This is a genomic window from Fluctibacter halophilus, assembly GCF_020687825.1.
GTDB classification, from domain to species: Bacteria; Pseudomonadota; Gammaproteobacteria; order Enterobacterales; family Alteromonadaceae; genus Fluctibacter; species Fluctibacter halophilus.
Window position 1 is genome coordinate 91,081 of record NZ_JAJEWP010000001.1, and the last position, 16,185, is coordinate 107,265.

The 16,185-nt window shown below is 54.1% G+C and carries 13 protein-coding genes; 7 read left to right on the top strand and 6 right to left on the bottom strand.

Annotation, left to right across the window (positions count from 1 at the left end; all coding sequences use genetic code 11):
* Positions 1–49 precede the first annotated feature (49 nt).
* Positions 50–1,084 carry a phosphoserine phosphatase SerB gene (gene serB / locus LJ739_RS00450; RefSeq protein WP_229156629.1) on the top strand — a complete coding sequence of 345 codons (1,035 nt, stop codon included), beginning with the start codon at positions 50–52 and terminating at the stop codon, positions 1,082–1,084.
* On the opposite strand, the gene LJ739_RS00455 is transcribed toward serB, so the two are convergent.
* The 3 genes from LJ739_RS00455 to LJ739_RS00465 all read right to left on the bottom strand — a co-directional run bounded on the left by LJ739_RS00455 (position 1,067) and on the right by LJ739_RS00465 (position 7,100).
* On the bottom strand, positions 1,067–3,313 hold the full coding sequence (locus tag LJ739_RS00455) for an ATP-binding protein (RefSeq protein WP_229156630.1): 2,247 nt from the start codon (positions 3,311–3,313) through the stop codon (positions 1,067–1,069). The genes serB and LJ739_RS00455 overlap by 18 nt on opposite strands.
* Before the next feature lies 1 nt (position 3,314).
* The gene (locus LJ739_RS00460; protein WP_229156631.1) at positions 3,315–4,493 is read right to left on the bottom strand and encodes a sugar ABC transporter substrate-binding protein; all 1,179 of its coding nucleotides are present in this window, start codon (positions 4,491–4,493) and stop codon (positions 3,315–3,317) included.
* 78 nt (positions 4,494–4,571) lie between these two features.
* Positions 4,572–7,100, bottom strand: a complete 2,529-nt coding sequence (locus tag LJ739_RS00465; protein ID WP_229156632.1) for a PilZ domain-containing protein — start codon at positions 7,098–7,100, stop codon at positions 4,572–4,574.
* A gap of 146 nt (positions 7,101–7,246) precedes the next feature.
* Between LJ739_RS00465 and radA the strand changes: the two genes are divergently transcribed.
* The 3 genes from radA to LJ739_RS00480 all read left to right on the top strand — a co-directional run bounded on the left by radA (position 7,247) and on the right by LJ739_RS00480 (position 10,470).
* Positions 7,247–8,611 carry a DNA repair protein RadA gene (gene radA / locus LJ739_RS00470; RefSeq protein ID WP_229156633.1) on the top strand — a complete coding sequence of 455 codons (1,365 nt, stop codon included), beginning with the start codon at positions 7,247–7,249 and terminating at the stop codon, positions 8,609–8,611.
* Between the two features lie 225 nt (positions 8,612–8,836).
* The gene (locus LJ739_RS00475; RefSeq protein WP_229156634.1) at positions 8,837–9,616 is read left to right on the top strand and encodes a substrate-binding periplasmic protein; all 780 of its coding nucleotides are present in this window, start codon (positions 8,837–8,839) and stop codon (positions 9,614–9,616) included.
* A 32-nt stretch (positions 9,617–9,648) separates the two neighbouring features.
* Complete coding sequence (locus tag LJ739_RS00480; protein ID WP_229156635.1) at positions 9,649–10,470, top strand: substrate-binding periplasmic protein; 822 nt, start codon at positions 9,649–9,651, stop codon at positions 10,468–10,470.
* On the opposite strand, the gene LJ739_RS00485 is transcribed toward LJ739_RS00480, so the two are convergent.
* Positions 10,454–10,813 carry a PilZ domain-containing protein gene (locus tag LJ739_RS00485; protein ID WP_229156636.1) on the bottom strand — a complete coding sequence of 120 codons (360 nt, stop codon included), beginning with the start codon at positions 10,811–10,813 and terminating at the stop codon, positions 10,454–10,456. The genes LJ739_RS00480 and LJ739_RS00485 overlap by 17 nt on opposite strands.
* Positions 10,814–10,885: 72 nt before the next feature.
* Complete coding sequence (ettA, locus tag LJ739_RS00490) at positions 10,886–12,556, bottom strand: energy-dependent translational throttle protein EttA (protein ID WP_229156637.1); 1,671 nt, start codon at positions 12,554–12,556, stop codon at positions 10,886–10,888.
* 229 nt (positions 12,557–12,785) lie between these two features.
* Between ettA and glyA the strand changes: the two genes are divergently transcribed.
* A complete protein-coding gene (glyA, locus tag LJ739_RS00495; RefSeq protein WP_229156638.1) occupies positions 12,786–14,042 on the top strand; it encodes a serine hydroxymethyltransferase in 1,257 nt (418 codons plus the stop codon).
* 58 nt (positions 14,043–14,100) lie between these two features.
* Here the strand turns inward: glyA and LJ739_RS00500 are convergent, their stop codons facing one another.
* Positions 14,101–14,562: a DUF6265 family protein gene (locus LJ739_RS00500; RefSeq protein ID WP_229156639.1), complete on the bottom strand. Its 462-nt coding sequence runs from the start codon at positions 14,560–14,562 to the stop codon at positions 14,101–14,103.
* Positions 14,563–14,630: 68 nt separating this feature from the next.
* On the opposite strand from LJ739_RS00500, the gene nrdR reads away from it, so the two are divergent.
* Positions 14,631–15,080, top strand: coding sequence for a transcriptional regulator NrdR (gene nrdR, locus LJ739_RS00505; protein ID WP_229156640.1), 450 nt, complete (start codon positions 14,631–14,633; stop codon positions 15,078–15,080).
* Positions 15,081–15,084: 4 nt separating this feature from the next.
* A complete protein-coding gene (gene ribD / locus LJ739_RS00510) occupies positions 15,085–16,179 on the top strand; it encodes a bifunctional diaminohydroxyphosphoribosylaminopyrimidine deaminase/5-amino-6-(5-phosphoribosylamino)uracil reductase RibD (protein ID WP_229156641.1) in 1,095 nt (364 codons plus the stop codon).
* Positions 16,180–16,185: the final 6 nt, after the last annotated feature.

Consider the following 16,185-nt stretch of genomic DNA (forward strand, 5'->3'; position numbering starts at 1 on the left):
CTCGGATATTGATTTGGTTACACTGTGCGCTGACCCCCGATAATCCGCGATGAGTATTGACGTTCCTATGCATTCTGAACAGGTTTATTCCAGTGCTGAATTGTTGTCACTGTGTGCAGCAAAACCCGTCTATGGTGTGGTAGATGCCACATTGTCGTTACCGCTGTTTAACATGCAGCCGCTGCCACCCGAACAGGCATACCCCAGCGGATGGCACCTGCGTGTGTTTGCAGAAAGCCTTAATGGTGAAAAGCTGCAGAGCGTTGTCAATGCGCTGGGGCGAAAGCTGGGGATTGAACGGCTGCATCTGGTGCAACCGGACATTGCACCCGGACAGGTTTTGGCAATGTTTCCCTGCCAGCCTCCGAGTGAGGATATTGCCGCGCAGCTGGAACAACTGGCTGTCCAGCAACAGGTTGAACTGGCGCTGCTGAAGTCTCCGCCCAGTTTGTCACGTCCGGGTTTGCTACTGATGGACATGGACAGCACCGTCATTGGGGTCGAATGCATCGATGAAATCGCTACCCTGGCAGGCGTCGGGGAACAGGTCTCGGCGGTCACCGAGCAAGCCATGCAGGGCAACCTGGCGTTCTCGGACTCTCTGCGTCAACGGTTGGCATGTATGCAAGGGGCGTCAGCCAGTATTCTGCACACTGTGCGTGACGGCTTGCCACTGATGCCGGGGATCACCCATTTGCTGCAAACGTTAAAGAGCCGGGGTTGGAAGCTGGCGATTGCTTCCGGAGGCTTCACCTACTTTGCGGATTATCTGTTGCTTCGCCTCGGGCTGGATGCTGCCGTGGCCAACACACTGGAGATTGAAAATGATCGCCTCACCGGAAATGTGGTGGGTGACATTGTCGATGCGACGGTAAAGGCAGAAACCCTGACTTCACTGGCTGCGTCCTATGGTATTGAATCCCAGCAGACGGTCGCATTGGGCGATGGTGCGAATGATTTGCAAATGATGGAGCGGGCCGGCTTAGGGGTTGCCTATCATGCCAAGCCCGTGGTGCGTCAGCGCGCGGATGCGGGGATCCGTTTCGCCAATACCGCAGCGTTACTGTTATTGTTCAATCCCTGATCCTGGCGTTGCTGGTTTTGCCGCCGGTCTGTCGGGCAGGAAGCGTAGCAGGATATCGAACAGCACGTTCTGCAGGATGGGTTTGGGCAGATACCCGTCTGCGCCAGCGTCAATGTAGGCACTGATGTCTTCAGCCATCACGTTGGCCGTTTGCATGATGATAGGCATTGCCAGACCAGCCGCACGCAACTGTCGCGTTGCGGTGATGCCGTCCATTTCCGGCATCTGCACATCCATCAGCACAATATCCGGTTGTATTTTCCGGCATGCTTCAACGGCTTGAACACCATCACCCACAAACAGGCAGGTAATACCCGTCAGGTCCAACATGTGTTGTAACACGTGCTGATTGATGGTGTTATCCTCCGCGACGAGCACTTTGTAGCCGGATAAATCGGGTATTTCATCGGATGGCTGGCTCGGCGTGGTGGTCGTTGTCACGTTTTCTGTATCAACCGGTTGCGCCTGGATGAGCACCCTGATGGTACTGCCCGAGCCCACATGACTTACCACCTGCATGTCGCCACCCATCAGTTCGGTCAGCTTCTTGCAGATAGCCAGGCCCAGACCGGTACCGCCGAACCGACGTGTCGTGCTGGCATCTCCCTGTTCAAAACGCTGAAATAAGCGACTGACCTGCTCCTGTGTCATGCCCATGCCAGTGTCCTGTACGTGAAAACACAGCATTGGAACGCCACTTTCCATCCGTTGGGATGCGCGCACTGTGATGGCGCCCTGATCGGTGAACTTCACCGCATTTGAGATCAGGTTGCCAATCACCTGACGAAGTCGTAGCGGATCCGCATGCCAGAATACCGGCAGGTTTTCGGGGATGTCGACGTCGATGGTTAAGGCTTTTTTATCAGCCAGTAGTTGGAAAGGCTGAACGATATCATGCAGGAGTTTGGGTAAGTCAAAGTCCTCTGTTTGAATGTGTAGCTTTCCGGCTTCAATTTTTGACAAGTCGAGGATGTCGTTGACGATGGTTAACAACAGGTCCGCCGATTCGTGCAGTTTTGTAACCAGCCCCTTCAGTTCTGGCTCATCCAAACGATTGTCCAATACCTGGATTAGGCCGATGATACCGTTCATCGGCGTGCGGATTTCGTGGCTCATGTTGGCCAGAAACTGGCTTTTCAACTGCTCAGACTGTTCGGCCTGCTCCTTGGCTTTGCGCAGCCCGATGAGTTGCTCGCGGATTGTCGTGGCCATGCGGTCAAGTGCACTGGCGACTTGCGCAAACTCGCTGTAAGGGACGGGATCTTTAGCCGCTTGGTAGTCACCGCGCTTAACCCGTTGACTGATGGAAATCAGCTGCCGTAACGGGGCCTGCAATCGACGCATCAACAGCAACAGAATGAACCACAACAGAACGACACTCAACACGCCGAACACCAGACTGTATTGCAGGTTTTGATAAAAGCGATCAAAGTACTGGGCTGTTGGCTGCGACAAGGTCAGGGTTAATGCGTCCTGTTGGTAAAAGTGCAGCTCTTCATCGCTGATGGTGTAGTCGCTGCTCAACCATTCGCCTTGCTCTGGCAACTGCGGGGTATTGAGCGGATAGTCGCCCAACTGAATGGCGACATTGTGTAACCCTTGGACCTGACCATCGAGGAGCTGGGGCAGGTTGACTTTGGCCAGCAGTATACCGGTGGTTTTATACGGGGTAATGATGCTGGGCATGACTTTACGCAGGGGTAAGGCAAAATACAGCTCGTAATGCGCCGTGTTGCTGGCCTGGTCGGTGAGGGCATATTCCGGCAATGCCAGCAAACGGGGCAATGCCATCCGTTCACGGGACATCAGTTGGTTGGCCAAATTGGCCAGCGGTAACAGGTTATACCGGTACGTACTGCTGGGATAGCCCTCAATGACATAGGGGGAGCCATCGCCGATAAAGACTTCGGCAATGGCAGGGGTGTTTTCAACAAAATCCTGCAATGCTGAGTGACTGGCCTGGCTGAACAGGATGTTTTCCGACACTTCACCGAGGGCTTTTTTGCGGGACAACTCTGCCAGCAGATATCGTACGCCGTACAACGCATTGCGGATGTGGGCGGCGGTATTCTCGGTGTCCTTTTGCACTGACCAGCGCGCCTGTTCGGCAGTGGTTCGGTAGGAATCGAAAAGCAAATAGCCGACCCCGGCCAGCAACGGCAACAGCACAAAAATGCTGGTATACAGGACCAGTGTGCGGCTGAAGGAGCGTTCTTTCGCTGCGGCCATATCAGGGCGTTTCCGGTAAGGATTTTATCGCGATGTATTGCATGTAGCGGGTTGCCTCATCAGCGGTCATGGCACCACCATGATAACGGTTAAAGCCCTGCAACAGGGCTTCCCATACGATCGCCATGTTGGCGGTTGTCGGGATGGGAACCGCCTGACTGAGTTGTTCGAGCATGGCATTGACATTGACGTCGTCGGTCTGGATTTGCTGCAGTGCAGCGCTGTGGGTGGGTAATGCATTGGAGCGTTGCCACAACGTCAGCTGGGTTTCTGGCAATTGCATGAAGGTGGCCAACTTGCGCAGTGCGTCGCCATTCGGACCGTTCAACGATTGGTTGGGAAAAACCAACACATGCGCTGAGTAGTAGGGTTTCATGGGGTTGCCATTGATATCGGGCAACAGGGCAACGCCGAGGTTGTCCTGCAGGCTCAACGCGTAATCGGAAAATGCCCAACTGCCATTGATCATATAAGCCTGTTTACCCTGGCGGAATAAACTGGTTGCACATTGATAACTACAACTGTCATCGACGATGCCCGTTTCACTCAGTCCGTGGTAATAGCGTATGGCTTCGCGGGTGCCCTGTTGATTCAGCAGTATGCGATCACCATCTGTGGGCATTGCGTCGAAGGCGCCAAGAAAGGGAATTAACCAGTACATTTCCGAGTACGCCCAGCCAATCAGTTTGGTGTCTGGCGGTAAGACGGTCGCCTGACGTTGCAGGCTGACCCAGTCAGTCGCAGGCTGTTCAATCAGCGCCCGGTTGAAATACAACATCAGATGATTGCCGGCAATCAGTGGGATGCCATACTGCTGGTTTTGTTGCCTTACCAGGGTGAGGTAGCGGGATGCCAGTTGTGGATTGATCAGGCTGTCATCGATAGTGCTGAAATTGACCTGTTTGAGACCAATAAAATCGGCTGGCACAATGGCAGCATCCGGCAGTGTGTTGGTGTCCGAACGGGTTAGCAATTCGGTTTTCATATCGCCGGACAGCAAGCGGGAAGAAGCAATCTCAATGCCGGTTTGTTCGGTAAAGCGATTAAACACGCTGTTAAAATCGTAGTTTTCCTGACTGTAGACCAACGTCAGACGTGTTTTGGCATGGAGGGTTTGACAGCACAGGCCACAGGTCAGAAACCAAAGTGTCCATAGGGTTGCCGATAGTGCCTTATTCAACGTGGATCCTGGCAGGTCAGAGTGTATGCAATGACTATAGCAAAGATACGTGTTGGTTCGTCAATCTAAAGGAGGTGATCAGACCCGCAATAATTCTTCAATGTGGGTCGATTCTACCGAGTGCGCGGCGGGCGTTTGTCGATTGGCCTGTATGTGCTGGCGTGAAAAGCGGTAACGCAACAATACTTCGTCAGTGACATCGACCAAATCACCCACTCCCACGATGCCCCATAATTGTTCTTCCAATTCCTTGGCGCGGTGTATTGCGTAGGTACCGATATAGTTTAGCTCTGACTGAAGTCGCTCCATATCCGGCCGACCGGTGCGGGCAAGAAACACTTTAATGGCGATGAATTGGCCGCTACCAATGGCCTGATTGATGAACTCGAGCCGTTCTTCGTCATCGTGAAACTGGTCGGTAAAGCAACTGCGTATGGCACTTTTTGCACTGCTTTGACGTGGGTCAAAAGCGACAAACAACTCACGCATCACCGGCATTTTGTGGGTTTTGATGTTTTTCAGTGTGTACTGGATGAAATCCAGTGCAATGCCATTGGAACTGTATAAGCAATGCAGATTGAGCTGGCCGGGTTCCGCGTCATGGGACAACAGCCGTAACAGTCGGGTTTTTCGTTGGCTACTGACCAGCGCATCAGGACTGAAGTTCACGCCATCCTTTTTGATAAAGAAACCGACATTTTGCACATTGCGGGCATACAGGTTGCGCAGTGCGGCACCGATGCCGGGAACGTCTTCTTCCTCTTTATACGCTTTGAGGCGTGATCGGTTGTTGCGGATCAGTTCATCGAAAAAGCGCTGTGCCGTTGAGTTATGCTCGTCACTGACGGCTTGCAGATGCAACACGTTGCCTTCGCCGGTGATGTTGCGGATCCGATATGGCAGGTCCTGTAAGTTGTATTTTTGGGTCAGTGATTGCAGGTTGGGAAAGCTGAGCAGCACGGGGGTGTTTTCGCTTCCATGGAAGGTTTTGTGCAATTCAATTTTCAGGCCGCGCACCGAAATGTCTTCGCTGCTGCCTTCGATGTCCAGCCCCATACTTTCCTCGCCATCCACCGTCAGAATGACTTTAGTCCGCAGTTGGTAGCGTGTTTCTTTGCGCTGGTTGTGATACTTGAACCGAAACATGTCGATACTTGCAGGTGGGCGATTGCGAGGGTGTCCGAACACTTTCAATCGACTGACCTCATCACGACGGATCGGCAATGCGGAGTAATTGTCTGTTCCCACGTCGTCGGTGACATCGGTGACCAGCGCTATGTGGGTCAGGTTTTTAAGGCGAGCCAACAGACGCGGCGTTGGTGGCTGATTCTGGCGCTTGACTGTATCGCTTACCGCGTCAGGCAGCGATGTCGGCATATGTGCTTGTTGCAAGGTCATGTCACACAGCTGCACTTTGTACACACGCCAACTGGCTTTACGGGACGCATAGCCCAGGAAAACCTGCATTAACTGGGGTTCTTCAAACAGCTCTTCACGGCTTGCAGAGTAAAAGTAAACCCGCTCATTTTTGATATGGTTAAACACAAACACGAAGGTCTCGCGCTGTTCCGGGGGCATCTCTATCAGGCGGGCCAGGCGCTCATGGCTGAACATATAGCCCAGGCGTAATTCGAATTGCTCGTCACTCCAGTAGTGCATCAGATCGCGGTTGCAGTCATTGGCCAGCACAAAGCGCGGACGATATTGACCTTTCACGGTTTCGATATACACTGGCGCGGATGGAAAATTGGGCGTGAAATACTGCTCATAGGTCTTGTTATGGATGGCCTCGAGGGTGTTCTCCATGTTGACCTTGTAGCGACGTTTGTTGCCGTGAATAAAACGTTCCAGAAACGCATCAAAGCCAGGCGCAGGCTGGTCATACAACCGTTGCAGGTGCAGGCGCTGTTCTTTGCGACTGCGGTCGATGCCCACCACCGAGTATGGGATACCGTTTTTCTTGTCCAGCGTGTATTCGCCTTCCAGGCCACGAAACTGGATCACCAGCCGCTCCTGGGGTTTGAACATGTGATCTTTACCCACTTTGACTTTCAGGCCACTGACCGAAATATCGATGGTGGTCGCCTGAATGCTTTTGTTCAGTTCGGTAAACATCTCAATGGTCACCGCATAATTCATGCGCTCTTCGCGACGAGATGGGTAACTGCCAAACTGGATCAATGCTGCTGTATGTGGCTTTTCCGGCGCACTTTCCTGGTCCGACTCGGCACTGTCCTGGGTTTGCTGTTGCTTCTTGTGCATCACCCGATAGTTGTTTTCGGTGTTCTTTACCGCTTCGTAGACACCGATGGTGTATTGACCGAATAGCCGGGTCTGTCGTTCGAATTCTTCAATCGCCGTGTCATCCAGGTAGTGGACCCGTCCTTCATGCTCGTATTCACGGCACTCGCCGGTCACCTGACCGCGTAAGTCGATCAGACGAATACAGGGACGCGCCAAGCGCTTTAATTCCATCTTGATCAGGAAACGCTTTTGGCGTGGCAGGTGAGCGGCAACCTGAGACAACACCTGATTAAACTCAGGCTCGTTGATCATCGGTTTCAGTTGCTCAATGATGTCGTGGTATTGTTCTAAATCTTGGCTCATTGACTGTGTTCAAAGTGGCCATCAGGGCTGCTTATAAAGAGGGTATCGGCCAACAAGCTGGAACCATTGAGCCTTTCCCTTTAGTATCCTTGTGTTCGCCACCGGCAACCATCAATAACAACCACTATACCCCAGTTTGAGAATTTATGGCAAAACGCAAAACCGCCTATGTTTGCGCCGATTGTGGCGCTGAGTATCCCCGATGGCAGGGACAATGCAACGAATGTGGCGCCTGGAACACCGTTTCTGAAGTGGTGCTCAGTACCGCCGGGCATAAGGCCGATCGCCATCGCAGTGGCTATGCCGGCCAGACCGCAGCCAAAGTGGAAACCCTGGGCGATATCGACTTACAGGCGTTGCCACGTTTTACCAGTAGCTTCAAGGAGTTGGACAGAGTGCTGGGCGGGGGGATTGTACCGGGCAGCGCACTATTGATTGGTGGCTCACCGGGGGCCGGTAAAAGCACGTTGTTATTACAGGTTATGTGTCATCTGGCCGAGCAGCGCAGCGCCTTGTACGTGACGGGCGAAGAATCGTTGCAACAGGTGGCGATGCGCGCCCAGCGTCTTGCGTTGCCGACCGACAAGGTCAAGATGCTGGCAGAAACCAATGTGGAGTCCATTTGCGATCTGGCATTGGCACACAAACCCGCCATCATGGTGATCGATTCCATTCAGGTCATGCATGTGGCAGACGTGCAATCAGCGCCGGGCAGTGTGTCACAAGTACGGGAGAGTGCCGCTTACCTGACCCGGTTTGCCAAACAGCACCATATCGCCATGCTGATTGTTGGCCATGTGACCAAAGACGGAAATCTGGCAGGCCCCAAAGTGCTGGAGCATTGCATTGATTGTTCGATGATGCTGGAAGGGGAGTCTGACTCGCGTTTTCGCACCTTGCGGGGCAATAAAAACCGCTTTGGTGCAGTGAACGAACTGGGTGTGTTTGCGATGACCGAAAAAGGCCTGCGCGAGGTCAGCAATCCATCGGCGATTTTCCTGAGCCGCGACGAGCAACAATCGCCGGGCAGTATTGTCACGGTTATCTGGGAGGGGACCCGACCCTTGTTGGTGGAAATACAGGCGCTGGTGGATTATTCGCAGATGGCCAATCCTCGCCGCATTGCTGTCGGTTTGGAGCAGAACCGGCTGGCGATGCTGCTGGCTGTGATGCATCGTCATGGCAATCTGCAGATGAGTGATCAGGATGTGTTTGCCAACGTGGTGGGCGGCGTAAAGGTGGCTGAAACCAGCGTCGATCTGGCGCTGCTACTGGCGATGGTATCAAGCTTTAAAAACAACGCCTTGCCCCGGGAACTGATCGCCTTTGGTGAAGTTGGTCTGGCGGGCGAAATACGTCCGGTGCCTAACGGTTCAGAGCGGTTGTCCGAGGCGGCCAAGCATGGCTTCAAAAAAGCCATTGTTCCCAAGGCCAATGTGCCCAAGCAACCGATTGAAGGGATTACCGTGATTGGGGTCAGCCGTTTGTCAGAAGCCCTGGACGCCGTTTGAGTATTAAAATGTTGAAGACGTGCTAGAGTTAATGCGGGGGATCTGACAAGGAGTAGTGCGTGAAACCATTGGACGACAGGCCGTTACCGGGCGAAAAATGCCTGCTCAATTTCTGTAACCCATCAACTAACGCCAGCCGTATGGTTGTGCAGGCTGTGCCACGTTTTTACCCTGCCAGTGATGTTACCCGCGTGGGCATCTGCTGTTATGGAAATGGGGGTTAGCGTGTTGCGCTTCCTTCTTATCATCGCGCTATTGGCAGCAGCGACACCCTGGCGCGCCGCAGCGAATGACAGTGGCCTGCTGATCTACACCGAACAGTTCCCACCGTACAATTTCCGACAGGGGGATGCGTTGGTTGGCATCAATCTCGAGTTGGTAAAACGTGCCTGCAACGATGCCAGCCTGCACTGTCAGTTTTTAATGACCCATTGGAACCGGGCTTTTCGGGAGGCGCAGGGGGAAGGAAACTATGGCATTGTTTCGATCTCGCGGCATGCCGCCCGGGAGCCGTTTTTCCAGTGGGTGGGGCCGCTGGTGAAAGGGGAGTCAGGTTTGTATCGAATGGCCCATCGCGACGACATTGTGGTATCTGACGACAGACCGGTGACGTCCTACACGGTGGGGATCCCGCGTAACGATGTGTATCATCGGGTTCTGACCAACATGGGATTTGAGGATGAAAAGACCCTGTTGACCTTTTCCAGTCGCCAGCAAGCCATCCGCCTGTTTGTGATGGGTAAGCTGGATTTGATGGTCGGGTCGAATCTGACCTTGCCCTATCAGTTAGCCGAGCAGGGCACACCGCTGGAGGTAACCCAGGTGGAAAGGTTCGCCAGCACCTATTTGCAGGGCAACTACCTGGGTTTGAGCCACAGCGTCGATGGTCAGTGGGTGGAAGCGTTGCAAGCGGCGATTGATCGGTTGCGGGCGCGCGGCGAATTTGAAAGACTACAGCACAAGTATCTGCAAAACGCGACTCGGATGCCGCCACCACAACAGTGACGCAGGGAACGTCTTCGAGGACAGTGACATCAATGAGTCTTAGGGTATTTCGCGGGGTTGTGTTGTGCTGGGCATTGCAGCAAAGCGTGTCGGCGATGGCGACGCCCGCGTTGACCATCTACACAGAGCACTTCCCGCCCTATAATTTCGCTAATCACGCCGGCGTTATCGGCATCAACGTGGACATTGTTCGACTGGCCTGTCAGGGAGCGAAAATCACCTGCACTTTTGAAATGTTGCCCTGGAACCGCGCCTACCGTAATGCGCTGGACACGCCCCACGCAGGGTTAGTCTCCGTATCCCGGACCCCACAACGGGAAGGGGTATTTGTGTGGGTTGGTCCGTTGGCCTACTCACAAACGTATCTGTACCGCTTGGTCGCCCGCAGCGATCTCGCCGGGATGAACCGGGAACGTTTGTTGAACTACAGCATTGGTTTGCCCAGAAACGATGTGTATGAAGCCATATTTACCGAATGGGGGTTTGTGGCAGGTAGAAACCTGATGTTGTTCAGTCGTAAGCAGGAGAGTTTACATTTGTTTCTGCGTGGCAAGCTGGACTTTATCGTCGGTTCCGAGCTGACCTTACCCTACGCATTGGCAGAAGCCGGATTGACGACCCAAAGCGTTGTCGCAGCGATGGCCGTCAACGATCCCAAGTTGCAGGGTAATTTCCTCGCCCTGAACCCACAGGTGCCGGTGGAATGGGTCGATGGGCTCCGGTTATCCCTTGAGCGGTTGCGCAAAAACGGCCAACTGAAATCCATTGTTGAACACTATCAGGTGTGTGTCACTCAGCCGGAGTCGACCTGCCGTCCAGACTATTCATCACTGAACATCAATGTTGTGCAATAAGGGCGGCCAGATCCCGTTGCAACAAAGTTTCATCGCCGAGGTTGTGGGCCACTACCTGCTTGACGGTGGTAGCCGTGGAAATGTCCATCTGATTGATTTGCAGGCCAAACAGGTTGCCTTGCTGGTGACATAACGTGCCCTCCAGCCACAACGGCGCTGCCATACCGTCTAACGGGATGGACAGGCGTATCGGTTGGTTGAGGATCGGCAAGTCGTCCGCGTCACAACGGAACAATGCGCCATTCAGTGAAATGTCTTCAACGGCGATGGGCCATTGTTGTGATTGCTGATGGGCGGTACCGTTTACAGAGAAAGAAACCCGGTGAAAGCGTCGACGTTCCATAGCCTTATCCTATGTTCAACCTGAGCATAGTAAAGCACAAAAAAAAGGCGCTCATGCGCCTTTTTTGTCGGTTTAGGATTTGCTCATCTTTTTGTACTTGAGACGATGAGGCTCGACCACGTCCTGTCCGTAGGTGTCTTTCAGCCAGGCTTCATAGTCGCTGTAGTTACCTTCGTAGAAGTTGATTTTGCCCTCATCCCGGTAATCCATGATGTGGGTGGCGACACGGTCGAGGAACCAGCGGTCGTGGGAAATGACCATGGCGCAGCCGGGGAATTCCAGCAGGGCATTTTCCAGCGCGCGCAGGGTTTCAACGTCCAAATCGTTGGTCGGTTCATCGAGCAGCAACACGTTGCCGCCGGACTTGAGCAGTTTGGCAAGGTGCACCCGGTTGCGTTCACCGCCGGACAGATCTTTGATGAACTTCTGCTGGTCGGTGCCCCTGAAATTAAAGCGGCTGCAATAGGCTCGGCTGTTCAGTTCAAAATTACCGATGCGGATGACTTCCGAATCATCGGAAATTTCTTTGTACACCGTGTTGTTCTCGTTCATGTGATCGCGGAACTGATCGACACTGGCAATTTGCACGGTATCACCGACACTGATTTCACCGCTATCGGCCTGTTCCTGACCGGTCAACATCCGGAACAGGGTCGACTTACCGGCACCGTTGGGACCGATGATGCCAACAATGGCACCTTTTGGAACACTGAAACTCAAATCGTCGATAAGGACCCTATCACCATAGCTCTTACGCAAGTGTTCGACATCAATGACCTTGTCGCCCAGGCGTTCGCCCGGCGGAATAAACAGTTCGTTGGTTTCATTACGTTTCTGATAGTCACCGGTGTTGAGTTCCTCAAACCGTGCCATCCGCGCTTTACTTTTGGCCTGACGCCCTTTTGGATTGGTACGTACCCATTCGAGTTCCTGTTTGATGGACTTCTGACGGGCACTCTCAGCACGTTCTTCCTGCTCCAGACGTTTTTCTTTCTGTTCCAGCCAGGACGAATAGTTACCTTCCCACGGGATCCCTTCACCACGGTCAAGCTCGAGGATCCAGCCTGCAACGTTGTCGAGGAAATAACGGTCGTGGGTGATGGCCACAACGGTGCCTTCATAGTCGTGCAGGAAGCGCTCCAGCCAGGCAACGGATTCAGCATCCAGGTGGTTGGTTGGTTCGTCGAGCAGCAACATGTCGGGTTTTTCCAGCAACAAGCGGCACAAGGCCACACGGCGACGCTCACCACCGGACAATTTGTTCACATCGGCATCCCAGGGGGGCAGACGCAGGGCATCCGCAGCGCGCTCCAGGGCATTGTCCAGGTTATGGCCGTCTTTGGCCTGAATAATGGCTTCAAGCTCTGCCTGTTCCTTTGCCAGCGCATCAAAATCCGCGTCTTCTTCGGCATAAGCGGCATAGACCTCTTCGATGCGTGACAGCGCGTGCACCACATCGGCGACCGCTTCTTCGATATTGCCCCGCACATCTTTGTTCGGATCTAACTGGGGTTCCTGTGGCAGGTAGCCGATGTTAATGCCCGGCTGGGGACGGGCCTCACCTTCGATGTCGGTATCCACACCGGCCATGATGCGCAGCAGCGTGGATTTACCGGCGCCGTTGAGACCCAATACGCCGATTTTGGCGCCCGGGAAAAAACTCAGCGAAATGTTTTTCAGAATGTGTTTGTTAGGGGGAACAATTTTGCCCACCCGATGCATACTATATACGTATTGTGCCATGTTACTTCTGAGTAATCGTCAAACAGGCGCACATTGTAGAACACCCGCCGCTTGCGGGGAAGGGGGCGACGCAAACAGGGAGGATACGACGGGGTGACTGGTCTGAACTGTGGGCAAACGACAGAAGCGGGCAAAGAAAGGCGTTGAATCGGGGGTTTTTACTATGTACATGGCGGTTAAAATGACTAGAATATGCGCTTCATTTTCACGCCCGTCCACAGGAGAGCCCATGCTGACCCGCGATATGACCATTGCCGATTTTGATCCCGAATTGGCGGACGCCATTGCCAAAGAAACCCAACGCCAGGAGCACCACATCGAACTGATCGCTTCTGAAAACTATTGCAGTCCCCGGGTACTGGAAGCGCAGGGCTCTCAACTGACCAACAAATATGCCGAAGGTTACCCGCACAAGCGCTATTACGGCGGTTGTGAATATGTGGACATCGCTGAAGACCTGGCCATCGAGCGTGCCAAACAGCTGTTTGGTGCCGAGTATGCCAACGTACAACCTCATTCAGGTTCTCAGGCGAACTCTGCGGCGTTCATGGCCATGCTGGATGCTGGTGACACCGTACTGGGCATGAGCCTGGCTGATGGTGGTCACCTGACTCACGGTTCTCACGTAAACTTCTCCGGTAAAACCTATCACGCGGTGCAGTATGGATTGCATCCTGAAACCGGCGAAATCGATATGGCCCAGGTTGAAGCGTTGGCCAAAGAACATAAGCCGAAGATGATCATCGGTGGTTTCTCGGCCTACTCTGGCATCGTTGATTGGCAAAAATTCCGTGAAATCGCTGACAGCGTGGGTGCTTATCTGTTGGTCGACATGGCCCACGTTGCCGGCTTGGTCGCGGCGGGTCTGTACCCCAATCCACTGCCTCACGCCCACGTTGTGACAACCACCACACACAAAACCCTGGCGGGTCCCCGTGGTGGTCTGATCCTGTCTTCCTGTGGCGACGAAACCCTGTACAAGAAGCTTAACAGTGCGGTCTTCCCGGGTAACCAGGGTGGCCCGTTGTGTCACGTGATTGCGGCCAAAGCCGTGGCGTTCAAAGAAGCGTTGCAGCCAGAATTCAAAGTCTATCAGCAAGGCGTTGTTGCCAATGCCAAGGCAATGGTTGAGGTCATGCAGCAGCGTGGCTACAAAATCGTCTCCAATGGCACTGACAATCACCTGTTCCTGCTGGATTTGATTGACAAAGACATCACCGGTAAAGACGCCGATGCTGCATTGGGTCGTGCCAACATCACGGTGAATAAGAACTCCGTACCAAACGACCCACGTTCACCGTTTGTGACCAGCGGTTTGCGTATCGGTTCTCCGGCCATTACCCGTCGTGGCTTCAAGGAAGAGCAAGCCAAGCAAGTGGCGACCTGGATTTGCGACGTGCTGGATAACATCAATGATGAAAGCACCATTGAGCGCGTTAAAGGCGAAGTGGTTGCGCTGTGTGAAGCTTACCCCGTCTACGGTTAAGTTTGCTCAGAAAGATAAAAAAACGGCGCATCAAGCGCCGTTTTTTGTGTCTGTTGGTTTATGGCTGACGCTTAAAGGTCCATTTGAGGGTGTTGTGGCCATCCAGGGTTTCAATGCGCACATGCAGCGCGCCATCCTCGCTGCGGTAGTGAATACGCTGGGGGAAATCGTGGGCCGGATTTTCAAAAACGGCTTCCTGAGTGTCACAGCGCTCCGCCCGGAAGGGAATGGGCATCGGATGGGCCGAAACCTTGGCCAGATAGAACACCCTGTCCTGCTGTGTTACCAAACGCAGGCTTTCCTGCTCCCGCACCGTACCGGTTTCGGTCAGTGTGGTACCGAGTCCTTCAAAGGTTTGTGTGCTGACCGCCTGCCAGGATTCGGTCAGAAAGCCACTGGCGGTCTCGGTTTGCCAATTCCCCAGCAGCCATTGCAGGTTGTCCAGGCTGGTGCAACTGGGTGATGTCTGGGCCTGGCCGGCGCTGCAGATCAGCAATAGAGCGCAAATGTGCGGTCGCATGTGTCAATTTCCCCCGTTTTTTGCTAGTTTAGCCTGCAATTCGAACCTTACCAGCAGTCGTAGTCAGCATGTTTTGTCCATTTTGTGTGGCCCAGGAAACCAAAGTCATTGATTCCCGCCTGGTGGCGGAAGGCCATCAGGTACGTCGACGCCGTGAATGCACCCAGTGTCATGAACGCTTCACGACCTTTGAAGTGGCAGAATTGGTGATGCCCAGGGTGGTCAAGCGCGACGGATCCCGGGAGCCGTTCAATGAAGATAAGCTGCGTGCAGGTTTACAGCGGGCGTTGGAAAAGCGACCGGTGGATACCGAAAAGGTCGAGCACTGCATCAGTAAACTGAAGTCCACCCTGCGTGCCACCGGTGAGCGGGAAATCAGCAGTGAGTTCCTGGGAAATCTGATCATGGACGCGCTCAAAGATCTCGACAAAGTAGCCTATGTGCGATTTGCGTCGGTGTATCGCTCGTTTGAAGACATCCGGGAGTTTGGTGAAGAAATCGCGCGTTTGGGAGACTGATGCCATGCACGCCGATCTTCACTGGATGTCTGTTGCGCTGCGTCAGGCCGAAAAAGGCTTGTACACAACCTCCCCCAATCCGAGGGTTGGTTGCGTTGTGGTTGACCCGGACGGACAGTGTGTAGGGCAGGGCTATCATCATCAGGCCGGACAGGGCCACGCTGAAGTCATGGCGCTGGCGCAAGCGGGCGAACGGGCCAAAGGGGCAACGGTTTACGTGACCCTCGAACCCTGCAGTCACACCGGTCGCACGCCACCCTGTGCCGATGCGCTTATCCAGGCCGGTGTTGCCAGGGTTGTGGCGGCGATGGAAGATCCCAACCCACAGGTCAGTGGCGCCGGTCTGACCCGACTCGCTAACGCTGGTATCGACGTACTCAGTGGGGTGCTGGAAGCACAAGCCCGGGCATTGAATCCTGGTTTTATCAAGCGCATGACCCAGGGGCTGCCCTGGGTGCGGGTAAAGCTGGCCGCGGGTCTTGATGGGCGCACGGCGATGGCCAACGGCCACAGCCAATGGATCACCGGCAATGCGGCCCGAGAGGATGTGCAACGTTACCGGGCGCGCTCCTGTGCGATCCTGACCGGCTCAGGCACGGTGTTGGATGATAACCCCAGTTTAAATGTGCGTCTGGATGGCTTGCCTACCCTGACGTCAGGTCAGCTGCGGCAACCGTTACGGGCGGTGATTGATCGCCGTCAACGTCTCAGTGCGCAGATCCCGTTTTTTTCTCTACCGGGAAACACGCTGAGGTTTCACTGTGGAGAGTTGCACACACCATGGCCGACTGGGGTTGGCCAGCATCGCCTTACGCACAACGATGAAAATGGCTTGTTCGAGGCGCTTCAGCATCTGGCAGGTCAGGGCATGAATGAAGTGTGGATTGAAGCAGGTGCTCAGCTCAGTGGGTGTGCGTTGAAAAATCAATGGGCTGATGAGTTGATTTTGTACATCGCGCCCAAATTAATGGGGGACGATGGTCGCGGCTTGATGGGGCCAATGGGCCTTGAACACATGGATAACGCTTTCCAGTATCAGTGGCAGGATGTTCGCCAGGTAGGTGATGATCTGCGGCTGACCCTGCGACCACAGGCATAAAGGCAA

Coding starts and splice junctions, on each gene's coding strand:
- serB (WP_229156629.1), top strand. CDS start 50: ATGAGTATTGACGTTCCTATGCATTCTGAACAGGTTTATTCCAGTGCT.
- LJ739_RS00455 (WP_229156630.1), bottom strand. CDS start 3,313: ATGGCCGCAGCGAAAGAACGCTCCTTCAGCCGCACACTGGTCCTGTAT.
- LJ739_RS00465 (WP_229156632.1), bottom strand. CDS start 7,100: ATGAGCCAAGATTTAGAACAATACCACGACATCATTGAGCAACTGAAA.
- radA (WP_229156633.1), top strand. CDS start 7,247: ATGGCAAAACGCAAAACCGCCTATGTTTGCGCCGATTGTGGCGCTGAG.
- LJ739_RS00480 (WP_229156635.1), top strand. CDS start 9,649: ATGAGTCTTAGGGTATTTCGCGGGGTTGTGTTGTGCTGGGCATTGCAG.
- LJ739_RS00485 (WP_229156636.1), bottom strand. CDS start 10,813: ATGGAACGTCGACGCTTTCACCGGGTTTCTTTCTCTGTAAACGGTACC.
- ettA (WP_229156637.1), bottom strand. CDS start 12,556: ATGGCACAATACGTATATAGTATGCATCGGGTGGGCAAAATTGTTCCC.
- glyA (WP_229156638.1), top strand. CDS start 12,786: ATGCTGACCCGCGATATGACCATTGCCGATTTTGATCCCGAATTGGCG.
- LJ739_RS00500 (WP_229156639.1), bottom strand. CDS start 14,562: ATGCGACCGCACATTTGCGCTCTATTGCTGATCTGCAGCGCCGGCCAG.
- nrdR (WP_229156640.1), top strand. CDS start 14,631: ATGTTTTGTCCATTTTGTGTGGCCCAGGAAACCAAAGTCATTGATTCC.
- ribD (WP_229156641.1), top strand. CDS start 15,085: ATGCACGCCGATCTTCACTGGATGTCTGTTGCGCTGCGTCAGGCCGAA.